This window comes from Streptomyces sp. NBC_00250 (genome assembly GCF_036192275.1).
In the GTDB taxonomy this organism is placed as follows: Bacteria; Actinomycetota; Actinomycetes; order Streptomycetales; family Streptomycetaceae; genus Streptomyces.
Genome location: NZ_CP108088.1, coordinates 3169118 through 3193284, shown reverse-complemented (window position 1 = coordinate 3193284; position 24167 = coordinate 3169118). Strand labels below are relative to the sequence as shown.

Annotated in this window: 22 protein-coding genes and 1 pseudogene; 9 read left to right on the top strand and 14 right to left on the bottom strand. The window is 73.8% G+C overall.

The features are described from left to right. Nucleotides 1-10 precede the first annotated feature (10 nt). The 9 genes from OG259_RS14110 to OG259_RS14070 form a co-directional block, all read right to left on the bottom strand. Nucleotides 11-748: a response regulator transcription factor gene (locus OG259_RS14110; protein ID WP_030207163.1), complete on the bottom strand. Its 738-nt coding sequence runs from the start codon at nucleotides 746-748 to the stop codon at nucleotides 11-13. 71 nt (nucleotides 749-819) lie between these two features. Continuing rightward, nucleotides 820-1491, bottom strand: a complete 672-nt coding sequence (locus OG259_RS14105) for a spermidine synthase (protein ID WP_328942586.1) — start codon at nucleotides 1489-1491, stop codon at nucleotides 820-822. 175 nt (nucleotides 1492-1666) lie between these two features. Next, complete coding sequence (locus tag OG259_RS14100) at nucleotides 1667-2266, bottom strand: hypothetical protein (RefSeq protein ID WP_328947086.1); 600 nt, start codon at nucleotides 2264-2266, stop codon at nucleotides 1667-1669. A gap of 68 nt (nucleotides 2267-2334) precedes the next feature. Next, complete coding sequence (locus OG259_RS14095) at nucleotides 2335-3654, bottom strand: hypothetical protein (RefSeq protein ID WP_328942585.1); 1320 nt, start codon at nucleotides 3652-3654, stop codon at nucleotides 2335-2337. Next, the gene (locus tag OG259_RS14090) at nucleotides 3651-4448 is read right to left on the bottom strand and encodes an ABC transporter ATP-binding protein (protein WP_328942584.1); all 798 of its coding nucleotides are present in this window, start codon (nucleotides 4446-4448) and stop codon (nucleotides 3651-3653) included. The genes OG259_RS14095 and OG259_RS14090 overlap by 4 nt, the downstream gene beginning before the upstream one ends. Then, a complete protein-coding gene (locus OG259_RS14085; RefSeq protein WP_328942583.1) occupies nucleotides 4445-5398 on the bottom strand; it encodes a zf-HC2 domain-containing protein in 954 nt (317 codons plus the stop codon). The genes OG259_RS14090 and OG259_RS14085 overlap by 4 nt, the downstream gene beginning before the upstream one ends. Next, on the bottom strand, nucleotides 5395-6030 hold the full coding sequence (locus OG259_RS14080; protein WP_328942582.1) for an RNA polymerase sigma factor: 636 nt from the start codon (nucleotides 6028-6030) through the stop codon (nucleotides 5395-5397). The genes OG259_RS14085 and OG259_RS14080 overlap by 4 nt, the downstream gene beginning before the upstream one ends. A gap of 129 nt (nucleotides 6031-6159) precedes the next feature. Next, the gene (locus tag OG259_RS14075) at nucleotides 6160-6804 is read right to left on the bottom strand and encodes a hypothetical protein (protein WP_328942581.1); all 645 of its coding nucleotides are present in this window, start codon (nucleotides 6802-6804) and stop codon (nucleotides 6160-6162) included. A gap of 44 nt (nucleotides 6805-6848) precedes the next feature. Beyond that, on the bottom strand, nucleotides 6849-7487 hold the full coding sequence (locus tag OG259_RS14070) for a GNAT family N-acetyltransferase (protein ID WP_328942580.1): 639 nt from the start codon (nucleotides 7485-7487) through the stop codon (nucleotides 6849-6851). A gap of 131 nt (nucleotides 7488-7618) precedes the next feature. Between OG259_RS14070 and lon the strand changes: the two genes are divergently transcribed. Beyond that, nucleotides 7619-10042, top strand: a complete 2424-nt coding sequence (gene lon / locus OG259_RS14065; protein ID WP_328942579.1) for an endopeptidase La — start codon at nucleotides 7619-7621, stop codon at nucleotides 10040-10042. A 130-nt stretch (nucleotides 10043-10172) separates the two neighbouring features. Next, nucleotides 10173-10784 carry a DUF4240 domain-containing protein gene (locus tag OG259_RS14060; protein ID WP_328942578.1) on the top strand — a complete coding sequence of 204 codons (612 nt, stop codon included), beginning with the start codon at nucleotides 10173-10175 and terminating at the stop codon, nucleotides 10782-10784. A gap of 47 nt (nucleotides 10785-10831) precedes the next feature. Here the strand turns inward: OG259_RS14060 and OG259_RS14055 are convergent, their stop codons facing one another. Both OG259_RS14055 and OG259_RS14050 read right to left on the bottom strand, forming a co-directional pair. Beyond that, nucleotides 10832-11716, bottom strand: coding sequence for a lytic polysaccharide monooxygenase auxiliary activity family 9 protein (locus OG259_RS14055; protein ID WP_328942577.1), 885 nt, complete (start codon nucleotides 11714-11716; stop codon nucleotides 10832-10834). 188 nt (nucleotides 11717-11904) lie between these two features. Continuing rightward, nucleotides 11905-12735: a lysozyme gene (locus OG259_RS14050; RefSeq protein ID WP_328942576.1), complete on the bottom strand. Its 831-nt coding sequence runs from the start codon at nucleotides 12733-12735 to the stop codon at nucleotides 11905-11907. 529 nt (nucleotides 12736-13264) lie between these two features. Here OG259_RS14050 and OG259_RS14045 point away from each other — a divergent pair. After that, nucleotides 13265-13651, top strand: a complete 387-nt coding sequence (locus tag OG259_RS14045; RefSeq protein ID WP_328947085.1) for a MarR family winged helix-turn-helix transcriptional regulator — start codon at nucleotides 13265-13267, stop codon at nucleotides 13649-13651. 39 nt (nucleotides 13652-13690) lie between these two features. On the opposite strand, the gene OG259_RS14040 is transcribed toward OG259_RS14045, so the two are convergent. Beyond that, a complete protein-coding gene (locus OG259_RS14040; protein WP_328942575.1) occupies nucleotides 13691-14482 on the bottom strand; it encodes a hypothetical protein in 792 nt (263 codons plus the stop codon). A 360-nt stretch (nucleotides 14483-14842) separates the two neighbouring features. On the opposite strand from OG259_RS14040, the gene OG259_RS14035 reads away from it, so the two are divergent. The 6 genes from OG259_RS14035 (at nucleotide 14843) to OG259_RS14010 (ending at nucleotide 21405) form a co-directional block, all read left to right on the top strand. Next, complete coding sequence (locus OG259_RS14035) at nucleotides 14843-17872, top strand: sensor histidine kinase (RefSeq protein ID WP_328942574.1); 3030 nt, start codon at nucleotides 14843-14845, stop codon at nucleotides 17870-17872. Then, on the top strand, nucleotides 17869-18360 hold the full coding sequence (locus tag OG259_RS14030) for a roadblock/LC7 domain-containing protein (RefSeq protein WP_266896625.1): 492 nt from the start codon (nucleotides 17869-17871) through the stop codon (nucleotides 18358-18360). Before OG259_RS14035 ends, OG259_RS14030 begins: the two co-directional genes overlap by 4 nt. Next, nucleotides 18357-18788, top strand: a complete 432-nt coding sequence (locus tag OG259_RS14025; protein WP_328942573.1) for a DUF742 domain-containing protein — start codon at nucleotides 18357-18359, stop codon at nucleotides 18786-18788. Before OG259_RS14030 ends, OG259_RS14025 begins: the two co-directional genes overlap by 4 nt. Before the next feature lie 82 nt (nucleotides 18789-18870). Continuing rightward, complete coding sequence (locus OG259_RS14020) at nucleotides 18871-19503, top strand: GTP-binding protein (RefSeq protein ID WP_443052127.1); 633 nt, start codon at nucleotides 18871-18873, stop codon at nucleotides 19501-19503. Between the two features lie 29 nt (nucleotides 19504-19532). Then, nucleotides 19533-20768 carry a styrene monooxygenase/indole monooxygenase family protein gene (locus tag OG259_RS14015; RefSeq protein ID WP_328942571.1) on the top strand — a complete coding sequence of 412 codons (1236 nt, stop codon included), beginning with the start codon at nucleotides 19533-19535 and terminating at the stop codon, nucleotides 20766-20768. Between the two features lie 109 nt (nucleotides 20769-20877). Beyond that, the gene (locus OG259_RS14010) at nucleotides 20878-21405 is read left to right on the top strand and encodes a DUF6584 family protein (protein WP_328942570.1); all 528 of its coding nucleotides are present in this window, start codon (nucleotides 20878-20880) and stop codon (nucleotides 21403-21405) included. A 275-nt stretch (nucleotides 21406-21680) separates the two neighbouring features. Here OG259_RS14010 and OG259_RS14005 read toward each other — a convergent pair. Both OG259_RS14005 and OG259_RS14000 read right to left on the bottom strand, forming a co-directional pair. Next, a pseudogene (locus OG259_RS14005) lies at nucleotides 21681-22592 on the bottom strand (MFS transporter); the annotation flags it as partial. 101 nt (nucleotides 22593-22693) lie between these two features. Beyond that, nucleotides 22694-24163 (bottom strand): C40 family peptidase, encoded by a 1470-nt coding sequence (locus tag OG259_RS14000; RefSeq protein ID WP_328942569.1) that lies wholly within the window; start codon nucleotides 24161-24163, stop codon nucleotides 22694-22696. Between the last annotated feature and the right edge of the window lie 4 nt (nucleotides 24164-24167).

Genomic DNA, 24167 nt, shown 5'->3' with positions numbered 1-24167 from the left:
CCCAGCCGGCTCACAGCGCCGGGGTCTCCAGCGCGTAACCGACGCCGTGGACCGTACGGATCCGCTCGGCCCCGATCTTCCGGCGGAGCGCCTTGATGTGGCTGTCCACGGTCCGGGTGCCCGAGGCGTCCGCCCAGTCCCACACCTCGGCCAGGAGCTGCTCGCGGGAGAGCACCGCCCGGGGCGTGCTCGCCAGGCAGACCAGCAGGTCGAACTCGGTCGGGGTCAGGTGCACGTCCTCGGAGCGCACCCGGACCCGGCGCTGCGCGTGGTCGATCTCCAGCTCGCCCAGGCGCAGGATGCCGCTGCGCGGGGTGACCGCCGCCAGCGCGGCCCGCTCCACCCGGCGCAGCAGCACGTGCACCCGGGCGGCCAGCTCCCGCATCGAGAACGGCTTGGTCATGTAGTCGTCCGCGCCCACGCCCAGGCCGACCAGCATGTCGGTCTCGTCGTCGCGGGCGGTCAGCATGAGGACCGGGACGGGGCGCTGGGCCTGGACCCGGCGGCACACCTCCAGGCCGTCGAAACCGGGCAGCATCACGTCGAGGACCATCAGGTCCGGCTGCCATGCCTCGGCCGCGTCCACGGCCGCGGGGCCGTCGGTCGCCGTCTGGACGAGAAAGCCCTCGGCGCGCAGCCGCGCGGAGATCGCTTCGACGATCGTCGCGTCGTCCTCGACCACGAGCACCCGGCGCTGGGCACCCGGAGTGGCCGCCGCACCGTGGTGAGTGGTGTGTGTCTGCTCCATTGCCCCGCCTCGCGTCGCCGATGTCGGCTCAGCAGCCTAGAGGTACCGGTGGCGTCCCGGCTATCCAGGACTTATTCAGGACGGACCCCGAGGTGGACCACGTCGGGGACGCCCCGGGCAACGGGGATCTCTTCCGTCCGTACCCCGCTGAATCCGGCATTCCGCAACGACTCTTCGAAATCGGCAGAGGGTCGGGCGGACCAAACGGCGAGCACTCCGCCCGGGTTCAGCCGGGCCGCACAGGCCGCCAAACCCTCGGCCGCGTACAGGGATTCGTTGTCCTCGGTGACCGTCCAGTCGGGCCCGTTGTCGATGTCCAGACAGAGGGCGTCGTAGGTGTCGGGGGAGGTCCGGAGATAGGCCACCAGGTCCGTGTGCAGGATCACTGTCCGGGAATCGGCCAGCGCGGCCCCGGAGACCGAGGCGAGCGGTCCCTGCCGGTGCCATTCGATGATGGCCTCCTCCCGCTCGACGACCGCGATCCGGCCCCAGCGGGGGTCGGCGGCGGCGTGGGCGAGGGAGAAACCGACACCGAGTCCGCCGACGAGGACGGACGCGCCGGAGCGGGACCGCTCGGGGAGCGCGGCCTGCGCCGCGTCGATCAGTCGCCGCTCCGAGCGCCCGTCGGAGGTGTCCATCAGGAAGGTCCCGTTGGCGATGATCTCGAAGTGCTCGTCGCGGCGGCGCAGCACGACCTCTCCGTACGGTCCTTCGCGGCGGTCGAGGGTGACGGTTCCTGACATGGTCGGTCTCTCCGCTCTCGGCTCGGCAGTCGGGCCCCGGCCATCCTTACCGGGCGACGGCGACGGGGACAAACACCTTATGGGGGAGGGGGGATGGGATCCGGACACGGCAGAAACGATTCGGACAGGAGAGGTGACGGCGCGGGTCACGGGACCGGCACCCCCGCGCGGCTCCTCAGGACTCGCCGGACACCCGGCGCACGCCCCGCCACGCGTACAGGCCCGTGCCCGCCACGAAGGCGCCGACCGCCATCGTCCACGCGCCGCCCTGCGGGCCCGGCTGCATCACCCAGGCCCACCACTGCGCCGCACCGCCCGGCCGGGACGGGGCCGCGAGATAGACCGTGCCCACGAAGAAGGCCGGCGGCAGCCAGCTCAGCCGGGCGCCGACGACAGCTGCGGCGGCCGCCGTCATCCCCATGAGCCCCAGCGTGTTGCGGACGACGGCGAGCACGCCGAACTCGTCCGCGTGGCCGGGTACCGCCAGGGCGAACAGCAGGGTGGCGAGGGCGGCCGGGACGAGCAGATGGGCGAGACGGCGGGGCCACCACGCGCGTACCGCCGTACGGTCCAGCTCGTCGCTCGGCGTGTGCAGGCTGGTGCCGACGGCGGCGGCCGCGAGGAGCGGGCCGAGGACGACCACCGGCAGTCGGGCCGTGTGGTCGAAGCGGGGCAGCGATTCCAGCCACCGGGCCGCCCAGGCGCCGGCCGCCGCCGTGGCGACGAGGGCGGCCAGCGCGCCGGGCAGGGCGCGGGAGCGCAGATAGAGCCTCATCGGGTGGGGGCGGCCGAGACGCACGGGATCGATACGGGAGAGCCTCGTCGGACCGGTGCGGGAGAGCCTCACGGGACCGGCACCTCGTCCGGGTGGCAGGTGTTCGCCGCCAGATAGCGGGTCAGGTAGGCGCGTTGCTCCGCCGGGGACTTGGCGTCGAGCCGGTCGATGTACGGCTTCGCGGCGGTCGTATCGGGGCCGTAGCCCTCGGGCGTCGGCGCCAGCCACTCGGTGACGGCGAGGTTGACGAGGCTCGCCCGCTCCGCGTTCGGACCGGCGAGGTCACCCTGCCGGCACGTGTCCGAGAACAGCCACAACACGGCCGAGTTCAGATACAGATCGGGGTGCGGGAGCCGGCCGCGCACCGCGTCCTGCCCGACGGAGGGCAGCGCGACGTCACCGGGGTGGGCGGGCCCGAACGGACCGCCGACCCACCGGACCGGGGCGCCGGGCACCCCCTTGAGCCGCGCGTTCAGCGGGGCGAGCGCCGCCGACACCTCCGGCAGCAGCCCCTCGTCCACGGCCGTCAGACACACCTGCGGGGTGCCGTCGTCGCAGACCTGCCGGGCCAACGCCGGGTCGTGGCGCCACGGCCCCCCGTCCCGCGGCAGACCCGCGATCAGCCCGGCTGCGGCGACCGCGACGGCCGCCGGCACCAGGGTGAGCGGCCACAGCCGGGCCCCGCGCAGCCCGTACGCGAGGAGCGCGGTGAGCGCGAGCCCCGCCGTCCAGGCCATCGACACCGGACCGAACCACCACACCGGCCGGTCCCAGAAGAACTGGTGCTCGCCGGCGGGGCTGAGCCAGCGGAGGGTGCCTTCCTGGTACGAGCCCATCCCCAGCACCACGTACCCGACGATGCCGAGCAGCGGGGCCGTGAGCCGCCAGCGGACCGTACGCCCGACGACATGGCCCACCGCGCCGAGGGCGGCGACGGCCACCGTGTCGGCGGCGACGAGTTCGAGGTAGGGGCGGCCGGCGGTGACGTACGGCCAGGTCGAGAGGAGACAGACGGCGTCGGCCAGCAGCACCCCGGCGGCGGGCCAGAGCGCGGAGGGGGCCACCGCGACGAGCAGGCGGCGCAGGGGCGGTCGGGGGGCGGACTCCCAGAGGTCCGTCGTTCCACGCCGCCGGTCCCGGCCGCCCTGCCAGCAGCCGGCCGCGAGCGCGAGCGGTCCGGCGAGCAGCCCGGCGGCCACGTGCAGCATGTTCGTGGCATCGGCCCAATGGACCTGCCAGCCGGGAGCCTTGCCGTACATCGTGACCAGGAGGGTGAGGGCGACGGCGGCGCCGGTCCAGGGACCCAGTCCGCGCCGCAGCTCGATGGCGAGGGGCTTGCGCGCGGGAGCGGCCCGTCCGGCACGGGGAGGGGTGAGGGTGCTGGTCACCGGAGCGCCTCCTTCGCGTCGCCCGCGGGCGCCCGGTGGGCGCGCAGGGCGGCCGTGTAGCCCCGCTCCACCGCGTGCGTGGTGGAGTCGTTCCCTTCGGTGGACTCGCCGCCGAGCGCGGTGAGTTCGGCCGTGGTGCCCTGGAAGGCGAGTCGGCCCGCCTCGATGAGGGTGACCTCGGTGCAGGCCGCGGCCACGTCCTCCACCAGGTGGGTGGAGACCACCACCGTCGCCTCCGTGCCCAACTCCCGCAGCAGCGACCGGAAGTCGACCCGCTGTTCCGGATCGAGGCCGGCCGTCGGCTCGTCGAGCAGCAGCAACTCCGGCTCGTTCACGATGGCCTGGGCGATCCCGGCACGCCGGACCATGCCGCCCGACAGGGTCTTCATCTTCGCGTCGATCCGGTCGCCGAGCCCGACCCGCCGCACCGCGCGCTCCACCGCCGCCGGAACCCGGTCGGCCGGCACCTCCTTGAGCCAGGCGACGTACGCGACGAACTCCCGCACGGTGAAGGCCGGGTAGTAGCCGAACTCCTGCGGCAGATAGCCGAGCCGACGCCGGATGTCGGTGCGTTCGCGGGGGCTGGTGGCGTCCCCGCCGAGCAGCTCCACCCGGCCGGAGGAGGCCGCGGCGACGGTCGCGAGGACCCGGATGAGGGAGGTCTTCCCGGCCCCGTTCGGGCCGAGCAGGCCGTGGACGCCGGGGCCGAGGGACAGATCGAGCCGGTCGAGGGCGACGGTACGGCGGTGGCGGACGGTCAGTCCGCTCACCGCGACGGCGTGGGTGGGGTTCACCGGGGCTCCAGGTGGTCGAAGGAACGGCGCCGCAGCGCGAGGAGGGCCGCGCAGGCCAGCGCGGCGGCCGCCCACGCCCCTTGCGCGGTGGGGCCGGAGAAGTACGGGGCGAGGGCGGCGGCTCCGGAAGCGGGCCCCGTGCCCGCGCCCGGCTGCCCGAGCAGGGGGCCGGTGACGGCGAGCAGCCACCCGCCGCCGAGCGTCGCCGCCGCCGCCCGGCAGCCGACGAACGAACCGAGCGCGAGCGTGGCCAGGGTCAGTGCCAGGCCGGGGAGCAGCCAGGCGGCGGCCCCCGGGAACCCGGCCACCGGTGGCAGCAGCGCCCCGCCCGCGGTGAGCAGCGGCACGCACACGGCGAGGACGGCCGCGGTACGGGTGAGCAGCAGCCGCAGTCCGCCGGACGGCGTGGCGGCGGTGATCTCGTACAGGGGGTCGGCGTGGCGTCCGTACGAGACGGCGACCCCGGCGAGCGGAAGGACGGGCGCCAGGGCGAGCAGCAGGCTCCGCGCCCCCTGGAACCCGGCCCCGTAGGCGAGCCCGAAGGCCCCGCCGACGACGAGGGCCACGGCCACCACCCAGGAACCGCGCAGCGCGGGCCCGACGGCCCACCAGACCCGCGCCCACCGCCCGAGGGGGTTGCCGACGGGGGAGACGGGGCCGGCGGACTCCGCGGGGGCGGGCCGGTGTCCGAGAGAGGTCAGGAGCTCGGCGCGCACGGCCGCGAGGACGGGCCCCGCCGCACCGGCCCGTACGGCCGCCGAGACGCGGCCCGCGCAGTTCGCGCAGGACTCGACGTGCTTCTCCAGCGACCAGGCGTCGGTCTCGGCGGCGGACCCGTCGGCGTACCGGAGCGCGAGGGCGTCGGAGACGTGCCAGGGGGACCCGGTGGTCCCAGGGGTCTCGGCGGCCCCGGGGGTGCCAGGGGCTCCGGGGCGTCGGGTTGCCGTCATGCGGTGCCTCCCAAGGCGTGCGGGCCCCCGGGGTGTGCCGCCCCGAGCGCGGCGCGCAGCTCGCGGCGGGCGCGCAGGGCGCGGGTCTTGACGGTGCCCTCGGGTATGCCGAGGAGCCGGGCGGTCTCGCGGGTCGTCAGGCCGTCGACGACGGTCGCCCGCAGGACCTCGGCGAGTTCGGGCGATATCCGGTCGAGGGCGGCGCCCACCTCCCCGTACTCCAGGCCCGCGAGCACCCGCTCCTCGGCGGAGGGCGCGGCGGCGGGCGGCTCCGTGGACGCGGCGGCGCGTTCGGCCGCCCGTTCCACGACCCGTTCCGCGCGGGCCCGGGCCCGCTGGGCGTCCACCAGGCGCCGGGCGGCGATCACCCAGAGCCAGCCGCCGGCCTCGCCCCGGCCCCGGTGGCCGCCGGCGGAGCGCCAGACCGTGACGAAGGTGTCCTGGAGGACCTCCCGTACGGTCTCCTCGTCCGGGCAGCGCCGGGCGAGGCGGGCGTGCAGCCAGCCGGCGTGCCGGTCGTACAGCGCGGCGAGTGCCTCGGAGTCTCCCCGGGCGACCGCGCGCAGCAGCGCCGCGTCGTCGTCCTCGTCGCCCCCGGAGGGGCCTCCCCCTGCGGGGCGCAACAGTCTCACGCCTTCTCTATCGCGCGCGTGCCCCGGTTCGGTTCTCGGGTCTCGCTTCCGGCTCTCCGGTTCTCGCCGCCGGCTGCTCGGTACGTGGTTCTCGCTTGCGGGTCCGGTTCTCGCGTCGCGCCGCCCGGCTCACGGGTGCGTCGGCGGGCCGCCCTCCGGGAGGGCGGCGAAGACCCGCCGGAGGGCGGGCGGGCGCTCGCCGTCGCCCGCGACGACGATGCGGCCGCGGTACGTCACCTGGTACTGGAAGCCGTCGGCGATCGGGCTGTCCGTCGGGTGCTCCGGGACCCGGGCGAACGCGGGGTCCTCCAGGGCGGCCCTGAGCTCGGCGACCTCGGCGGGGGTCTGCCGCCCGGTGCGGGGCGGCTCGGTGCCGGAGCGGCTGGTCCAGGAGCCGTCGTAGTGGACGACGAGCTGGTTGCGCACACCGGCGAGGCCGCCGCTGACGACGACCTCGACGAGCACCTCGCCCGGCTGGGGGTCGGCCGCCGGAGTGGTGCCGGGGGGTGTCGCGGTCGCGGTGCCGGGGCTCGTAGGGGTGCCCGGGTCCGTCGTGGCGCTCGGATCCGTCGTGGTGCCGGGGGTCGTCGTGACGCTCGGATCCGTCGTGGTGCCGGGGGTCGTCGTGGCGCTCGGCACGGCCGGTCCGCTCACCCCCGACGGCGTCGTGCCGGGCGGGGGCGGCGCCGCCTCCCCGCACGCGCTCGCACCGCCGACCAGGACCCCGGCCAGAAGCAGCGCCCCGCACCATGTTCCCCGTACGCCTCGCACCATGGACCGAGCATGCCGGGTACGGGGCGTCCCGCGCAGCCGGACGGTCAGGTTCCGTCCCGCACGATTCCGGTGAGCGGGCCCCGGTAGCGCCAGTCCAGCGAGTCGTACAGCGCGAGTCCGTCCGTGGTCGCGGCGAGCACCCCGGTCTCCGCGCCCGCCTGGGCGGCGGCCGCCTCCAGGGTGCGCATGACGTTCGCGCCGAGGCCGCGCCGCCGGTGCTCGGGGGCCGTCTCGATCTGGTCGGCGACGGCGGTGGAGCCGGTCGGGGCGATCTGGCCGCGCGCGGCGAGGGCGCCGTCGGGGGCGACGATCCGGACCCGGATGACGCCGTCCCGGACCTCGGTGGTCCGCGCGTACCCCTCCGGCGGTGCGGGCCGGGCGCCGGGGTCGAGCGGCTTGACCATCATGAAGCCCGGGTCGTCGGGGACCGTCCATCCGTCGGTGATCCACGCGCCCGCGTCCTCGGGGCCCGCCATGATCTTGAGCCAGCTGTACGGGGCGGTGAGCCGGGCGCAGAGAGCGCGGACCGAGGCCTCGTCGGGGGTCGGAAGGACGTGCCGCACGACGTGCCGGGGCAGTCCCACGTCGATCCGGTAGCCCCAGGTCTCGGTGACGGCGGCGGGGGTCCCCCGGGAGACGGTCCAGCCCGACACCCACGCTGACGTAATGGCTGCTATATCCATGGAGGTATTACATCTGCTGGACGGGGCTTCGGGGGAGAGTGATCGCTCAGAGCGAACGAGCGTCCGGGAACATTCATGGGCTCACATGCATTGAGTCGGCATAGCTCAACTTGACTGCCGAAGGGGAGATCATGGCTTCTGACTCCAAGCCGTCCGTGCCGCTCACTCTGCCTGTGCTGCCGCTCGACGACGAGGTCGTGCTGCCCGGAATGGTGGTGCCGCTCGACCTGTCCGACAACGACGTACGGGCCGCCGTCGAGGCCGCCCAGGCCGCCGCGCGACCCGGAGCGGGCAAGCCGCGGGTGCTGCTCGTGCCCCGCGTCGACGGGACCTACGCCGCGACCGGCGTCCTGGGCACCGTCGAGCAGGTCGGACGACTCTCCGACGGCGACCCCGGCGCCCTCATCCGCGGCATCGGCCGCGTGCGCATCGGTGCCGGTACGACCGGGCCCGGCGCGGCCCTGTGGGTCGAGGGCAGCACCGTCGAGGAGACCCTGCCCGACCCGCTGCCCGGCCAGGTCAGCGACCTGGTCAAGGAGTACAAGGCGCTCGCCACCAGCTGGCTCAAGAAGCGCGGTGCCTGGCAGGTCGTGGACCGGGTCCAGCAGATCGACGGCGTCGGCGCCCTCGCCGACAACTCCGGCTACTCGCCCTTCCTCACCGTCGAGCAGAAGGTCGCGATCCTGGAGACCGCCGACCCGGTCGCCCGCCTCAAGCTCGCCACCGCCCAGCTCCGCGAGCACCTCGCCGAGCAGGACGTCGCAGAGACCATCGCCAAGGACGTCCAGGAGGGCGTCGACAAGCAGCAGCGCGAGTTCCTGCTCCGCCGCCAGCTCGAAGCCGTCCGCAAGGAGCTCCGCGACCTCAACGGCGAGTCCGCCAAGGACGCAGCCGACGAGTCCGACGACTACCGCGCCCGCGTGGAGGCCGCCGACCTGCCGGAGAAGGTCCGAGAGGCCGCCCTCAAGGAGGTCGAGAAGCTGGAGCGGTCCAGTGACCAGTCCCCCGAGGGCTCCTGGATCCGCACCTGGCTGGACACCGTCCTCGAACTCCCGTGGAACGAGCGGACGGAGGACCGGTACGACATCCGCGGCGCCCGCGCCGTCCTCGACGCCGAGCACGCGGGCCTGGACGACGTGAAGGAGCGGATCACCGAATACCTGGCCGTGCGCAAGCGGCGCTCCGAGCGCGGCCTCGGCGTGGTCGGCGGCCGCCGCGGCGGAGCCGTACTCGCCCTCGTCGGCCCGCCCGGCGTCGGCAAGACCTCGCTCGGCGAGTCCGTCGCGCACGCGATGGGACGCGAGTTCGTCCGGGTCGCCCTCGGCGGCGTACGGGACGAGGCGGAGATCCGCGGTCACCGCAGGACCTACGTCGGCGCCCTGCCCGGCCGGATCGTCCGCGCCATCAAGGAGGCCGGGTCCATGAACCCGGTGGTCCTGCTCGACGAGATCGACAAGGTCGGCTCCGACTTCCGCGGCGACCCCGCGGCGGCCCTCCTCGAAGTCCTCGACCCGGCGCAGAACCACACCTTCCGCGACCACTACCTGGAGGTCGAACTCGACCTCTCCGACGTCGTCTTCCTGGCCACCGCCAACGTCCTCGAAGCCATCCCGGAGGCACTGCTCGACCGCATGGAGCTGGTCAGGCTCGACGGCTACACGGAGGACGAGAAGGTCGTCATCGCCCGCGACCACCTGCTGCCCCGGCAGCTGGAGCGCGCGGGCCTGGAGCCCGGCGAGGTCGTCCTGGAGGACGCGAGCCTGCGCAAGCTGGCCGGCGAGTACACCCGCGAGGCGGGCGTACGCACCCTGGAGCGGTCCGTCTCCCGGCTGCTCCGCAAGATCGCGGCCCAGCACGAACTGGGCGACCGGGAACTGCCGTTCACGGTCGGTCCCGACGGCCTGCGCGAGCTCATCGGACGGCCGCACCACGTGCCGGAGTCGGCCCAGGACCCGGCGGAGCGCCGCACCGCCGTCCCCGGTGTCGCCACCGGGCTCGCCGTGACCGGCGCGGGCGGTGACGTCCTCTTCGTCGAGGCGTCCCTGGCCGACCCGGAGACCGGCGCCGCCGGACTGACCCTCACCGGTCAGCTCGGCGACGTGATGAAGGAATCGGCGCAGATCGCGCTCTCCTTCCTCCGCTCGCACGGCGCGGAGCTGGAACTGCCCGTCACCGGACTCAAGGACCGGGGCGTGCACATCCACTTCCCGGCGGGCGCGGTCCCCAAGGACGGCCCGAGCGCGGGCGTCACGATGACGACCGCCCTCGCCTCCCTGCTGAGCGGGCGCCTTGTCCGTACGGACGTGGCCATGACCGGCGAGGTCTCCCTCACCGGCCGGGTCCTCCCGATCGGCGGCGTGAAGCAGAAGCTCCTCGCCGCGCACCGGGCGGGCATCACCACGGTCGTGATCCCCAAGCGGAACGAGGCCGACCTGGACGACGTCCCGGCCGAGATCCTGGAGAAGCTGGAGGTCCACCCGGTGACGGACGTCCGCCAGGTCCTGGAGATCGCCCTGTCGCCGGCGGCGGTGCCGGTGGGAGTGGCGGCGGCGTAACTCCCGTACGACGGAGAGACGGAGCGGGGTGCCCTCGACGGGGCACCCCGCTCCGTCATGTCCTGCGCGTGCGCATACCCGCAGGTAATTCGTCACCCGGATGTCAGCCAGGGGTGTCATGCTCGTACGCATGAACGAAGACGCCTTCTGGGCTCTCATCGACGAGTTGAGCCGCCGCCCCGGTGACCTGGACGACCGGACGGAGTGGCTGCGCACGGAGCTGCTCCGGCGCCCGCCCGCCGAGAGCGTGGAGTTCCAGGTGCGCCTTGAGGACGCCTGCGAGGTCGCGGGCACGCGAGCGGTCTTCCGGGCGGCGAACCGGATCGAGAGCGGAGACTGCACGGACGACGGCTTCCACTACTTCACCCTCTGGCTGGTCGGGCAGGGGCGGAAGGTGTACGAGTCGGTGGTCGCCGACCCCGACGCGCTGGCCGACGTGCCGGGGATACGGGCCCTCGTCGGCCGGCACCGGGACGAGTGGGACGACGACGAGTGGCCCGAGTGGGACGGCCTCGACTTCGTGGCGCAGGAGGCGTACGACGAGCTGACCGGCCAGGAGGACGACGAGGGCGAGGAGTTCGCGGATGCCGTCGACGACCTCGCCGAGGAGCTCGCGGACGAGCTCTCGGGGGACTTCGAGGGGGAGTGGGAAGAGGGCGACGAGCCCCGGGGGTCTCGTCCGGAGGGGGTGGCGATACCCCGGCTCACCGCCCTCTTCCCGCTTGCGACGTCCGGCTCCTAGGAGTTTCCCGGTTCCCGAGGGGATCCTGGGACCTCCTTGAACAGGGCCTAGGAGGCGGACGAGTTCCGGCGGCGGCCCAGGAGCAGGCTGCCGCCCGCGAAGGCGGCGAGGGCGCCCGCGCCCGCGAGGGCCATGGGCAGCGGCGAGGTGGGGGTCTCGGCCGTCTCCGCGGAGAGGGCCGGGGCCTGCTCGTCGCCGCCGTGTCCCGCGTGGCTGACGGTGGAGAGGTCGGCGCCCGCCGCGATCTTCGCCTCGGTCGGGGCCTGGGCCTTCGTCGTGGTCGCCTGCGCGGCCGTACCGCCGAAGGTGACGTCCGAGCAGCTGTAGAAGGCCTCGGGGCTGTCGTTGCGCTGCCACACCTTGTAGACGATGTGGCGGCCGGTGCGGGCGGGGAGGTTGCCCGTGAAGTTGTAGTAGCCGTCGGTGGCCGTGCGGGTGGTGTTGTAGACGGCGACGGGGGTCGCGTCCAGGTCCGACCACTTCAGGGGCTGCGTGGGGTCGAAGCCCGGCTTGGTGATGTAGACGGTCATGGTGCCGGAGTGGGCGGCCGTGACCCGGACCTTGAAGTCGAAGGCGCCCGCGGCGACCGCCGTGGCCGGCCAGTCGGTGCGCGCCCAGTCGAGCGCCCGGTACTTCTCTCGGTTCGCCGAGCAGAGCTTGCCGTCCGGGATGAGGGCCTGGTGCTGTCCGGCGGCGTTGGCGATGTTGACCTCGTTCCAGTCGTAGAGCGGCTGGGTGCCGGAGTCGGCGACGAGGTCCTTGCACACCTGCGACTTGGGGGTCTCGGGGCCCTCCGCGTAACAGGCGGCGACGCGGCTCACGGGGTTGAAGACGGCACCGTGGGCGCTCGCGGTGGTGGGGGTGAGGCTGACGAGGGCGGCTGCGGCGGACAGGGCGGCGACGCCGGTGGCGGTACGGCGGGAGGACGGCATGCGGGGGCTCTCTCTCGTGGGGGAGGACGGAACGAGCAACGCGCGCTGAGCGCACGGAAGTTGAATCCCGGGCGATCGCCGTAGAGCTTCGCATTGGTCCATACCAATAGGCAAGGGGATGGGTCGGAAAAGCCGAAGCGGCCCCCGGGGTGCCGCACACCCGGGGGCCGCCCTGCGCTGTCGGGGCGTCAGCCGTTCGCGAGCGCCTGCACCCGCGAGAGGTCGCCGTTGAAGTGGTTGTGGTCGCCGACCGTCGGGCCGGAGGAGGTGTACTGCCACATCGTGTAGTACTGCCAGCCGGCCGGGAGTTCGCCCACCGTCGCGGCGTACCGCGCGATCCACAGCGGGTTGGTCGTGGCGAAGGCGGAGGAGTTGCCGGTGCACTGGGTCCACCAGCTGGTCGCCGTGTAGATGACGGCGTCCCGCCCGGTCCTGGCCTTGTACCGGTTCACGAAGTCGCGGATCCAGGCCACCATCCCGGCCTGGGTCTTGCCGTAGCAGGTCGCGCCGTACGGGTTCCACTCGATGTCGAGCACCCCCGGCAGGGTCCGGCCGTCCGGCGACCAGCCGCCGCCGTTGTTGACGAAGTAGTCGGCCTGGGCCGCGCCGGTCGTCGTGTCCGGGGTCGCGAAGTGGTACGTGCCCCGGATCATGCCGACGTTGTACGAGCCGGTGTACTGCTGGTTGAAGTAGGTGTTCTTGTAGTAGGTGCCCTCCGTCGCCTTGACGTAGGCCCACTTGACGCCGCTGTTCCACAGGGTGGACCAGGCGACGTTGCCCTGGTGGCTGGAGACGTCCACGCCTTCGGTCTGGACGGCCCGGGTGGAGACGCCGCCGGGGGAGGAGCCCTGTCCGTCGTGGGCGAGGACGCCCATGCCCATGCTGGCGGAGCCGCGCGCGGGCAGCTGTCGGGCGGCCGGGTCCTGGGTGGCGCCGGCGGACGCGGCGAGGGGGAGGAGGAGGGCCAGGGCCGCGAGCGCGGCACCGGCGAGGGTCGTTCCGGATCTGTGCACACGCATTGCGTGCCTCCGAAAGGATCGGTGGGGGGAGCGAGGTCGGCGGTCCTGGCGCAGGCCGAGCTGTCCTGGCACCGAAAGGGTCCTGGTGTGGACATGTCAGCAAGGCTGCCGGAGACGACGCTACGCACGTAGACCCGGCCCATGGAAGGGGGCCTGGTTACCGCCGTTGGTCTACGCCTGCGAAATACTGGAGGAGCTGCGGCGATGGCCTCGGCCGAAAGAAACTTTCAGCGACTGGAAGTGGCGCGAAAACCGTCGCCAAGTCGCCGGGGAACGCCTGAGAGGTGCTGACGTGCACACAAGCCGTACGGGAAGTGAAGGCGGGGGCGCCCAGCCCGCCGGCGCGGATCCGCACGCCCAGCCCGCCGGTGCGGAACCGCGCACCTCGCCCGCCGTCGGTGCGGAACCGGACACCTCGCCCGCCGGCACGGAAGCGCACAGCCCGGCCGCCGCCGGTGCCGAACCGCACACCTCGCCCGCCTCCGTCGACCGGGAGTTCCTCGCGCTCGAACGCGAACTCGCCGTCTTCCTGCGCCGCGCCCGCGCCCAGTCCGGTGAGATGGCCCGTGAGGTCCACCCCGAACTGGAGCCCGCCGCCTACGGCCTGTTCGTACGCCTCGACGACGCCGGGCCCCAGCGGGCCACCGAACTCGCCGGGTACTTCGGGGTCGGCAAGGCGACCATGAGCCGCCAGCTCCGGGCCCTCGAAGACCTCGGGCTCGTCGCCCGCGACCCCGACCCCGCCGACGGGCGCGCCTCGCTGGTCCGGCTCACCGAGGAGGGCCGCGACCGCTTCCGGCACGTGCGGGACGCCCGGCGCGAGCGGTACGTCCGCAAGCTGGCCGACTGGGACCGTGCCGAGGTCGCCGAACTCGCCCGCCTCCTGAACCACTTCAACGTCAGATCCGAGGGCTGAGGCCGCGCGGAGCGGGCCCGGGACCCCGAGGACGGGTGCTCAGCGGTCCCGCAGCTCCACCAGCACCGCCGTCGCGTCGTCGTGCGGTTTCCAGCGGCGCGTCCCGCCCGCCGCCCGGTCCGCCTCCTCAAGGACCCGCACCCGGCGGATCAGGCCCAGCGGCCCCTCCTCGCGCAGGACGCCGAAGCAGTCCGTCCAGTCGCCCATGGCGAACAGCTCCACCCAGCGGCTCGCCCCGTCCGTGAGCGCGGCCAGGGACCGTACCTCCGCGCGCGGGCTCGTCCCGGTCACCGCCCGCTCCGCGACCGCCGGGTCGGCCGCCGCGGTGAAGAAGCCGCCCTCCTGGTTCCGCAGCCGGTCCGTCGCCGCGTGGGAGCGCAGGATCTCGTCCGGGACGCGGTCGAGCCGGTCGTCGAGCACGGCCCGTACGGCCCCGTCCGGGGACTCCAGGAGGAGTACGGAGTCGGAGAGGACGAGGTGTTCGACCGAGGTCTCGTCCCAGCGGGCGAGCACGACGGTCGCCTGAGGCGTACGTGCGTGAGAAAGGTCACAGGTGTCCCGGTGGGCGTCCGCGGTGCGCCGGATTGCCAGCGACAGGATCTCGGACAGGGGCATGTCCGGGCGGGAAGCGGACAGTTCGGTCAAAGCCCCACCGAGGCGGGCGGTGAACCACGGCACGGTGTGCACACAACCGTCATCACCGGCGGGCGGGGTGACGCCGTCGAGGAGGACGACGGTCCCGCCGCCGCCCGAGGCGGGCAGAGCTGCGGCCACCCAGTCCTCGTTGGGGCGTTCGGGGCTGCCGGGGAGGGAGGCGACATCGCTGCGCATGACGACCAGTGTGCCCGGACCGGTGACAACTCTTCACCGGACCTGCAAATGCCCGGAAATGGCCTGTACCAACCCTGGGGGAGCGGCGCGCGAGGCGGAGCGGCCGCCTCCGGGGAGCTGCGGGCGGGCATCCTGCCAAAGCCCGCCCGGAAGATCCAACCGGGGGCCCTTCGGAGCCCTGGGGACCGGCCCTGAGAAGTTGTTCGCCAACTCATGAGTGTTGTTCACTCGTTCGGGTGGCGGAGCGGCCGATGCGCGCCCCCTTCCCAGAAGCGCTGGAATGGTCGGAAGCCATACCAGGGGTGGGGGCGCTCCATGTGACCGGCCGTCACCTCTGCTTTGTGGGCGGACGAGTCAAGAATGCGAGCACCGGTGCAGATGAAGCGGCCTCGGAGCAAGAACGGCACGCGGAGCCAGACCCCCGGTGCAGCGTCGACCCCGGACGACGGGGCCGCCACGGCACCCACCGGCAACGCCGCCACCGGCCACCCCGTGCAGCCCCAGGCCCCGGCACAGCCCAAGCCCCCCGCCGGCCGCCCCAAGCGGGTCCGCAACCGTCTCGTCGCCGGCGTCGCGCTCGTCGGCATCACGGTCATCGTCGCCGGAGCCCCCGCGATCCTCGCCGCCTCCGCCGAGCTCAACGACTCCCAGAGCCTGGTCACCCTCGCCGAACTCGACCGGCAGGCCGTCACGCTGGCCCACTCCCTCGCCGACGAGCGCGACGAGGTCGTCGCCTACATCGCCGCCGGCCGCGACGCCCAGAGCGGCAAGAACAAGCGCCAGATCACCAGCACCCGGTCCACCCGCGTCGACCGCCAGATAGACGAGATCCGGCCCGCCGCCTCCGCCGAGCTCCGCCGCGACCTCGCCGGCGTCCCCTCCGTCCGCCGTACCGCCCTCACCGGCAAGGGCACGGCCCTGGAGGCCCACCGGGCCTACTCGGAGGTCATCGCCAAGCTCCAGGCCCTCGCCGACGAGCTCGCCGACAAGACCCCGGCCCGCGCCTCCGACACCGCGCTCACCGAGGCCACCCGCGCCCCCGCCGCCCTCGGCCGCGCCGTCGAACAGGCCTCCGCCACCCGCGGCCTGCTCCTCGCCGCGCTCTCCGTGCCGCAGCCCGAGCCCACCGGGGACGTCCACTACGACCCCGAGACCGGCACCTACGTCCCCGACGTGCCCGAGGGCGCCGCCGAGGCCGACCGCGCCCGCGACACCCTCACCGCCGCCGCCCAGCAGGCCCGGGTCCGAGAACTCGCCGCCCTCGGCGACTTCGACCAGGCCGCCGGAGCCGCCGCCCGCGACTCCCTCGCCGCCACCGTGGCCGGCCCCGACGTCAAGAGCGCCGAGCGGTCGCTCGCCACCCTCACCGACCAGCCCCGGCTGACGGACACCGAGCGCGAGACCGATCCGGCAGGCGTCGAAGCCGCCCTCTCCGCCCGCATCGAGCAGATGCGCGGTGTCGAATCCGCCCTCGCCGCCGAGCAGGTCGAACGCCTCGGCGCGCTCCGCGACGACGACGTCACCGCCCTCGAACTGCGCATCGCCTTCCTCGGCGGCTGTCTGCTCGTCGCGGTCGGCATCTCCACCTACGTCGCCCGCACCCTCACCAGGCCGCTCGCCGTCCTCCGCATCGGCGCCGCCCGGCTCGCCGCCGCCCCCGCGCCGCACACCGAGGAGCCGGTCCGCTTCACCGGCCGCAACGACGAGTTCGCGCAGGTCGTCCGCTCCCTCAACACCCTGCGCGGCAAGCTCTCCGACCTCGCCGCGCAGAACGAGCGCCTCACCGAGCGCCTCACCGACGGCCAGGCCGACCTCACCGCCGCCAAGGAGGCCCTCGGAGCCGAGCTCGCCACCCAGCGGGCCGAGCTCCAGGGCCAGGTCGCGCTCCTCACCGCCGACCTCGAAGGACTCCGCGGCACCGTCCACCACACCTTCGTCAACCTCTCGCTGCGCAGCCTCGGGCTCGTCGAGCGGCAGCTCGGCGTCATCGAGAAGCTGGAGGAGCGCGAGCAGGACCCGGACCGCCTCGCGACCCTCTTCAAGCTCGACCACATGGCGACCGTCATGCGCCGCCACAGCGAGAACCTCCTCGTCCTCGCGGGCCACGAGCACGTCCACGGCCACCCCGGGCCCGTCCCGCTGGTCGACGTGCTGCGCGCCGCCGTCAGCGAGATCGAGCGGTACGAGCGGGTCACCATCCAGTCCCTGCCGCCGCACGCCCAGATCGCCGGCTTCGCCGCGGACGACCTGAGCCACCTCGTCGCGGAACTCCTGGAGAACGCGACCTCCTTCTCGCCGCCCGACGCCGAGGTCCAGCTCTCCGGCTGGCTCCTGGAGTCCGGTGAGGTGATGCTCTCCGTGCAGGACGCGGGCATCGGCATGACCGCCTCCCGGCTCGCCGAGCTCAACGCGCGCCTGGCCGAGGCCGACCCCGCCGCCTTCGAGGGCGAGGGACTCGGCATGCGGGTCGTCGCCCTGCTCGCCGCCCGCCACGGCGTCCGCGTCGAGCTGCGCGAGCAGCAGCCGGGCGGCACGGCGGCCGTCGTGGTCCTGCCGCAGCCCCTGCTGCCCGCCGCCCTGCCCACCACCGTGACGGAGCCCGTACGAGTGGCGGGCGCGGCCCCCACGCTCCACCTGCCCGGCTCGGCCGCGGAGGCCAACTCCAACACGCTGCCGTCCCGGACCCGCGACCCGCTCGTGGAAGCGGCGGAGCGGGCGTTCATGGCGGCGGAGGTGACCGCGGCGAGGGAACAGCAGAACGAGCCGGAGCCGGAGCCGGAGTCGCTGTACGAGCCCGAGCCGGAGCCCGCGTACGAAGAGCCCCGGCAGGCCCACGAAGAGGCCCTGCCCGCGTACGAAGAGCTCCGGCAGGCCCACGAAGAGACCGAGCCCGCGTACGAAGAGGCCGTGCCCGCTCCCGCCGCCCTCGGCGAGTCCGTCTCCGAGACCACGCTCCAGGTCCGGCTGCCCGACCCGCCGCCGGAGCCGGACGCCCACGAGCGCGCCACCGACCTGGCCGCCGCCGAGATCGTCACCGACCTGGTCACCGAGCCCGCGCCGTACGAGGAGCCCTCGGCTCCCCCCGCCCCCGAGCCGGTCTCCGACCAGCCGGTTCCCGGGCCGCGCGCCGCGCAGTGGGAGCGGGTCACCGACAAGGGCCTGCCCAAGCGCACCCCGCAGGTGGTCCGCCCGGCCGGCCCCGCCACCACTCCCCGCCAGGGCGGCGTGGACGCGGAGGCCCTGCGCCGCCGCCTCGGCGGCTTCCACCAGGGCGCCAAGGCCGGGCGACGCGACGTGGAGGCGGAGATGGACACGGCACGGACGGAAGCCGTAAGGACTGCACGTACAGAGGAGATGACGGGGGACACAGTCGAGGAGGCACGCAGTTGACTGCGACGGGAACGTTCGGACTGAGCACGGAAGCCCGCAACCTGCAATGGCTGCTGGGGAATCTGGTGGAGGAGGTGCCCGGGGTCCGCTCGGTCGCCGTCGTCTCCTCCGACGGCCTGATGCTGCTCTCGTCCGACCCGGCCACCCAGCAGAGCACGACGGCCGCCGCCGAAGCCGGCCGTCCCGACGGGCCGCGCGGCTCCAGCGCCGACCTGGCCACCATCGTCTCCGGCATCGGCAGCCTGACCATCGGCGCCGCCCGGCTGATGGACGGTGGCGGGGTCAAGCAGACCATGGTGGCGATGGAGGAGGGCAGCGTCTTCGTGATGTCGATCAGCGACGGATCGCTGCTCGGCGTGCACGCCACGCCCGACTGCGACATGAGCGTGGTGGCCTACCACATGGCGCTCTTCGTGGGCCGCGCCGGTCACGTACTCACCCCCGAAGTCCGCAGTGAGCTGCGCAAATCGATGGAGAGCACCCAGTGACGTCAGTGTTTTCGGGGTATGCGGGACATCACGCCCACCGGCTGCCCGTACGCGGAGACGGGCGCCGCCCCGCGCGCGTCCGCCCGTACTCGCTGACCGGCGGGCGTACCCGCTTCGGCCATGTCCTGCTCGTCGAGACCTTCGTGGCGGCGCTCGAAGCGCCCGCCGTGCGCAAGGTCCTGACGGACGGCGGGCCCGGCGCCCGCGGTCTGATGCCGGAGATGCGGGCCATCGTCGAGATCTGCCGCCGGATGCGGACGGTCGCGGAGATCTCGGCGCTTCTGAAGATGCCGTTGGGGGTCGTCCGGGTGCTGCTCAGTGACCTGGCCGACCAGGGAAAGATCCGTGTGTACGGGACCGGTCACGGCACCGGCCAGCCCGACCGCGCGCTCCTCGAAAGGGTGCTGAGTGGACTCCGTCGTCTCTGACGCCTCCGCCGTTTCCGATGCTGTCTCCGATGCGCCGCCGGTGGCGGGCATCCCCACGCAGCCCCAGGCCCCGCAGGGCGATCTGTTCCAGCGAGATACCGCCGAACCGGCCGCCGCGGCACCCGATGCGGAGGAAGGCGCGCAGGACTGGCAGCTCGACCACACCCGCGCCCCGATCGCGACGAAGATCGTCGTCGCGGGCGGCTTCGGCGTCGGCAAGACCACCTTCGTCCGCGCGGTCTCGGAGATCACCCCGCTGCAGACCGAGGCGCTGATGACCCGGGCCAGCGAGGACACCGACGACCTCACCGCCACCCCGGACAAGCTCACCACCACGGTGGCGATGGACTTCGGCCGGATCACGCTCGACAACGACCTGGTGCTGTACGTCTTCGGCACGCCGGGCCAGCAGCGCTTCTGGTTCATGTGGGACGACCTGGTGCGCGGGGCGATCGGCGCGATCGTGCTCGCCGACACCCGGCGGCTCACCGACTGCTTCCCGGCCCTCGACTACTTCGAGAGCTGCGGACTTCCGTACATCGTGGCCGTGAACCACTTCGAGGGCACCGAGCTGTTCGAGACGGAGGACGTCAGGGAGGCGCTCACCGTGCCCCCGCACGTACCCGTGGTGATCATGGACGCGCGCAAGCGGTACAGCGTCGTCGAGAGCCTGCTCGCGATGGTCGCGCACGCACTCGAAGCCACCCCCGAATAGATCTCCCCGTCACGCCAGGAGCACCACCCATGCGGAAGATACTCATAGTCGGCGCCGGCCAGTCCGGTCTGCAGCTCGCCCTCGGCCTCCAGTCGTCGGGGTACGAGGTCACCCTCATGTCGAACCGGACGGCGGACGAGATCCGGTCCGGCCGGGTCATGTCCACCCAGTGCATGTTCGACACCGCGCTCCAGCACGAGCGGGACCTCGGCCTCAACTTCTGGGAGTCCCAGGCCCCGCGCATCGAGGGCCTCGGCGTCTCGGTCGCCGCCCCCGACGCCGGCCGTGCGATCGACTGGGTCGGCAAGCTCGACGGGTTCGCCCAGTCCGTCGACCAGCGGGTGAAGATGGCCGGCTGGATGGAGACCTTCGCCCAGCGCGGCGGCCAGCTGGTGATCCACGGCGCGGCCGTCGGCGACCTGGACTACTTCTCCCGCAGCTACGACCTGGTGCTCGTCGCGGCGGGCAAGGGCGAGCTGGTCTCGATGTTCGGCCGGGACGACTCCCGTTCGCCGTACGACGCGCCGCAGCGCGCGCTGGCCGTCGCGTACGTCCACGGTCTCGGCCCGCGCCCCGAGCACCCGGACTTCGACGCGGTCCGCTGCAACCTGGTCCCGGGCGTCGGCGAACTGTTCGTCATGCCGACGCTGACGACGGGCGGTCGCGCCGACATCCTCTTCTGGGAGGGCATCCCCGGCGGCCCCCTCGACGCCTTCCAGGGCATCAAGGACCCGGCGGAGCACCTGTCGCTGACGCTTGAGCTGATGGAGAAGTTCACGCCCTGGGAGTACGCGCGGGCCACCAAGGTCGAACTGACCGACGCGGGCGGCACGTTGGCCGGCCGGTACGCGCCGACGGTCCGCAATCCGATCGGCCGGCTGCCCGGCGGCGGTCTGGTCCTCGGCGTCGCGGACGTGGTCGTCGCCAACGACCCGATCACCGGCCAGGGCTCCAACTCGGCGTCGAAGTGCGCGGCCGCGTACCTGGCGGCGATCGTCGAGCACGGCGACAAGCCGTTCGACGGGGAGTGGATGCAGTCCGCGTTCGACCGCTACTGGCAGACGGCCCAGCACGTCACCAAGTGGACGAACGCGATGCTGGGCGTCCCGCCGGAGCACGTCCTGAACCTGATCGGCGCGGCGGGCCAGCTCCAGCCGGTGGCCGACCGCTTCGCCAACGGATTCAACGACCCCGCGGACTTCGAGAACTTCTTCTTCGACCCGGAGAAGACGAACGCGTACCTGGCGGAGGTCGCGGGAGCCTGACCCGCCCCCCCCGATGGCCGGTGCCCGAAGCTCGGGCGCCGGCCATCGGCATGGACAGGGCCGTGAAAAGGGGTCGAGCCGCCGAGCTCCGATCCTCGATCATGTGCTCATGTCTCAGTCGAACACCCTGGCCCGTGTGGATGCCGACCTCGTCGCCGGGCGGGTCCCCATGGCGCGGCAGCGGCTGCGCGGGCTGGTCTCGTCGTTCCCGTACGACCTGACGCTGCGACGTCGGCTCGCCGAGGTGTACCGGCTGTACGGGGACGCGGCCGAGGCGGGGCGCTGGATGTACCTCGAAGAGGACCGGAGCACGGACGAGACCGCCGCCTTCGAGGACCGCTACCGGACTCCCGGTCGGCGCATGAAGGCGCTGGCATGGCGCGGGCCCGAGGCGCTGGCGGCGACCCCGGTCGCCGAGGAGCGGCTCGCGGCGGTGCGGACCGCCTGTGCCGAGCGGCTCGGACACCCGGTCGACTGGGACGACCCGGCCACCTACGCGGAGGACGCGGACGACGAGTACGTGCCGGGAGCCGAGGGGTGGACGCTCGCCGGAGTGATGGTGGGCGCCGGTGTCCTGGCGGGAGTCGTCATCATGGTGGGCGTCTGGGTGCTCGGGATCATCTCCCTCTTCTCGTAGCGCCCGGCGGCCTCCGCCCGGCGGACCGCCCACGGCGTCAGCAGGCCCGTCAGCGCGAAGAGCGCGCCGACGACGTACCAGCCGGGGCGGCCCCAGCCCACGCACAGGGCGATGACGAGGCCGGGGCCCACTGCCTCGGAGAGGCCCGCGCCGAGGCCGAAGACGCCCAGGTACTGGCCGGTGGCTTGGGGCGGGGCGAGGGCGTACGACACCTCGAAGCCGCCCGCCGAGTGCCACAGTTCGCCGACCGTGTGGACCACGACGGCCGCCAGGAGCAGGCCGACCGCCACCGCCACGGGCATCCCCGCCGAGAGCGGGACCAGCGCACAGGAGACCAGGAAGGCCGCTCCGGCGCGGCGGTAGGCGTGGGCGCCCGCGCGCGGGGAGTCGATGCCCCGGCTCGCCCGCACCTGGAGCCCCACGACGATCACCGTGTTGGCGAGCATGGTGCCCGAGACGAGCCAGTGCGGGGCGCTGGTGGACCCCACCAGCCACAGCGGGATCGCCACCGTCAGCACCTTGAACTGGATCGCCATCACCCCGTCGAGCGCGGTGAGCGCGAGATACGGCCGGTCCCGCAGCGCGATCCACCGCGGCCCCCGGGCGACGGGCGCGGGTGCCACCGGCGGCAGCAGGAAGAGCACGACGGCGGAGGCCGCGAAGGCCGACGCGTTCCCGACGACCAGGAGTTGATACGCGTCGAGCGTGCCGACCTGGACCGCCCAGCCGGCGAGCAGCGCGCCGAGGGAGATGCCGACGTTGGTCACGGCCCGCAGATAGGCCCGGAACTCCTGCGGCCGCTCGCCTCCGTAGTGTCGGACCAGCGGCGCGCGGGCGGCCAGGCCGGCCGCCTTCGCCCCGGTCGCCGTCGAGACCGTGAGGACGAACGGCCAGAATCCGTCCGCGAACACGAAGGCCCCCGTCGCCAGCGCCTGCACCAGCAGCGTGGCGACGTACACGCCCCGCGCCCCGAGGCGGTCCGCGAGGTGGCCGACCCCGATGCCCACGGCGAGGGAGAGCATGCCGGCGATGCCGAGCCCGAGTCCCACCGTGCCGGCCGAGAGGTGCACGGCCTGGGTGAAGTACAGGACTCCGGCGGTCAGGAAGAGCCCGCTGCCGACGGTGTTCACGAAGTTCGAGGCGGCGAGGGTGCGTTGGGGGCCGGTGGCCGGCAGCAGCTTGGGCATGACGAGGCTCCGCTTCCGATCCGCGACGAGCGGCAGGTAAGGACCCGTCAAGCTTGTTGCATATTACTTGCAGGAGCAAGAGGTGGGCGGGGAAAGGGACTTCAGGAGCCGTCGGGGCCGTCGGGGCCGTCGGAGTCGTGGGATCGGCCGGAGCCGCCGGGGTTGTCGTAACCCTCGTCGCCGCCCTCCCTCGCCCCCGCCGGAAGCACCGGCGGGGTGTACGCGGCCAGGGCCTCCCCGTCCGGGTCGGGGCGGACGGCCCCGAGCAGCGGGTTCGCCGCGATCGGGGAGACCTTCACCTTGCCGCCGGGTCGCGGAGCCTGCACCACCAGGCCCTCGCCGAGGTAGACCGCCACATGGGTCGCGCCCGGGAAGTACACCACCAGGTCCCCGGGACGGAGTTCGGCGAGCGGCACCCGGGGCAGCGTCGCCCACTGCTCCTGGCTCGTACGCGGCAGCTCCCGGCCCGCCGACGCCCACGCCTGCTGGGTCAGCCCCGAGCAGTCGTACGTCTCCGGGCCCTCCGCGCCCCACTCGTACGGCTTGCCGATCTGGCCGACGGCGAACCGCAGCGCCGCCGCACCCGCCCCGGACGGGGTGCGCCGGCCGTCCAGGACGCCCGAGTCGAGCAGTTCGCGCTGCGCCCCCGCCGTCTGGACCCGCTCCAGCTCGGTGAGCCGGGCCAGTTGCCCGGGGGAGAGTCCGGCGAGCAGCTTCTCGACCTCCGCGAGCCGGGCCCGCACCTCGTCGCGCCGGGTGCGCTGCGCGGCGGCGAGGGTCTGCTGCCGGTCGAGCGCCTTGCGGGAGGCGCTCGCCAGCGTGCCGGCCTGCCGCTCGGCCTTCTCCAGTCGAGGCACGGCCGTGGCCCGGTCGCGGGAGGCCCGCGCCATCAGATGCCCCTGGTCGAGCGCCGACTGGGGGTCCGGCGAGAAGAGCAGACGTAGATAGGAGGAGAACTCGGACCTGCCCTGGTACTGCTCCCGGGCGATCCGGCCGGCCGCGGCCCGCCCCTGGGCCAGCGCGGTACGGGCGGCGGTGAGCCGGGCGGTGACCTTCTTGGTGTCGGCGGTCTGGAGCCTCAGTGCCTCCTCGGCGGCGTTGAACCGCTCGGTCGCCTCCTCGGTCTGCCGGTAGAGCGTCCGCATCCGGGTGAGCAGCGCGGTGACGGAGTCGCCGCCGGCGGGAGGGAGGGCGGAGGCGTCGTCGGCGGAGGAGGACTCCGAGGCTTCGGGGGGCGCGGGGGATGCGGAGGGTGCGGGGCCGGCCGGAGTGGCTTCCGGGTCGGCCGGTCCCACGGCTTTCGCGGACGGGTCGGGCGGGTCGACAGGGTCGGCCGGGTATGCCGGGTCGGCCGGTTCCTCGGGCTTCGCGGCCGGACCCACCGGCTTCGCGGCCGGGTCGACCGGTTCCACCGGCTCCGCGGCCGGGTCGGCCCAGGCGATGGGCGCCTCCGCGGGGGGATCGGCCGGGGGCTCCGGCGCGGCCGTGGCACCCGCCGGGGCGACCCCCGTGAGTGCCGTCGCCGCGGCGAGTGCCCCCGCGCAGACCGTACGCAGCAGCCTTCGCGACACGTCA

Bases quoted from the DNA above. Each gene is read 5' to 3' on its own strand.
- OG259_RS14110 (WP_030207163.1), bottom strand. From the start codon at position 748: ATGGAGCAGACACACACCACTCACCACGGTGCGGCGGCCACTCCGGGT.
- OG259_RS14105 (WP_328942586.1), bottom strand. From the start codon at position 1,491: ATGTCAGGAACCGTCACCCTCGACCGCCGCGAAGGACCGTACGGAGAG.
- OG259_RS14100 (WP_328947086.1), bottom strand. From the start codon at position 2,266: ATGAGGCTCTATCTGCGCTCCCGCGCCCTGCCCGGCGCGCTGGCCGCC.
- OG259_RS14085 (WP_328942583.1), bottom strand. From the start codon at position 5,398: ATGACGGCAACCCGACGCCCCGGAGCCCCTGGCACCCCCGGGGCCGCC.
- OG259_RS14075 (WP_328942581.1), bottom strand. From the start codon at position 6,804: ATGGTGCGAGGCGTACGGGGAACATGGTGCGGGGCGCTGCTTCTGGCC.
- OG259_RS14070 (WP_328942580.1), bottom strand. From the start codon at position 7,487: ATGGATATAGCAGCCATTACGTCAGCGTGGGTGTCGGGCTGGACCGTC.
- lon (WP_328942579.1), top strand. From the start codon at position 7,619: ATGGCTTCTGACTCCAAGCCGTCCGTGCCGCTCACTCTGCCTGTGCTG.
- OG259_RS14060 (WP_328942578.1), top strand. From the start codon at position 10,173: ATGAACGAAGACGCCTTCTGGGCTCTCATCGACGAGTTGAGCCGCCGC.
- OG259_RS14055 (WP_328942577.1), bottom strand. From the start codon at position 11,716: ATGCCGTCCTCCCGCCGTACCGCCACCGGCGTCGCCGCCCTGTCCGCC.
- OG259_RS14050 (WP_328942576.1), bottom strand. From the start codon at position 12,735: ATGCGTGTGCACAGATCCGGAACGACCCTCGCCGGTGCCGCGCTCGCG.
- OG259_RS14040 (WP_328942575.1), bottom strand. From the start codon at position 14,482: ATGCGCAGCGATGTCGCCTCCCTCCCCGGCAGCCCCGAACGCCCCAAC.
- OG259_RS14035 (WP_328942574.1), top strand. From the start codon at position 14,843: ATGCGAGCACCGGTGCAGATGAAGCGGCCTCGGAGCAAGAACGGCACG.
- OG259_RS14015 (WP_328942571.1), top strand. From the start codon at position 19,533: ATGCGGAAGATACTCATAGTCGGCGCCGGCCAGTCCGGTCTGCAGCTC.
- OG259_RS14010 (WP_328942570.1), top strand. From the start codon at position 20,878: ATGTCTCAGTCGAACACCCTGGCCCGTGTGGATGCCGACCTCGTCGCC.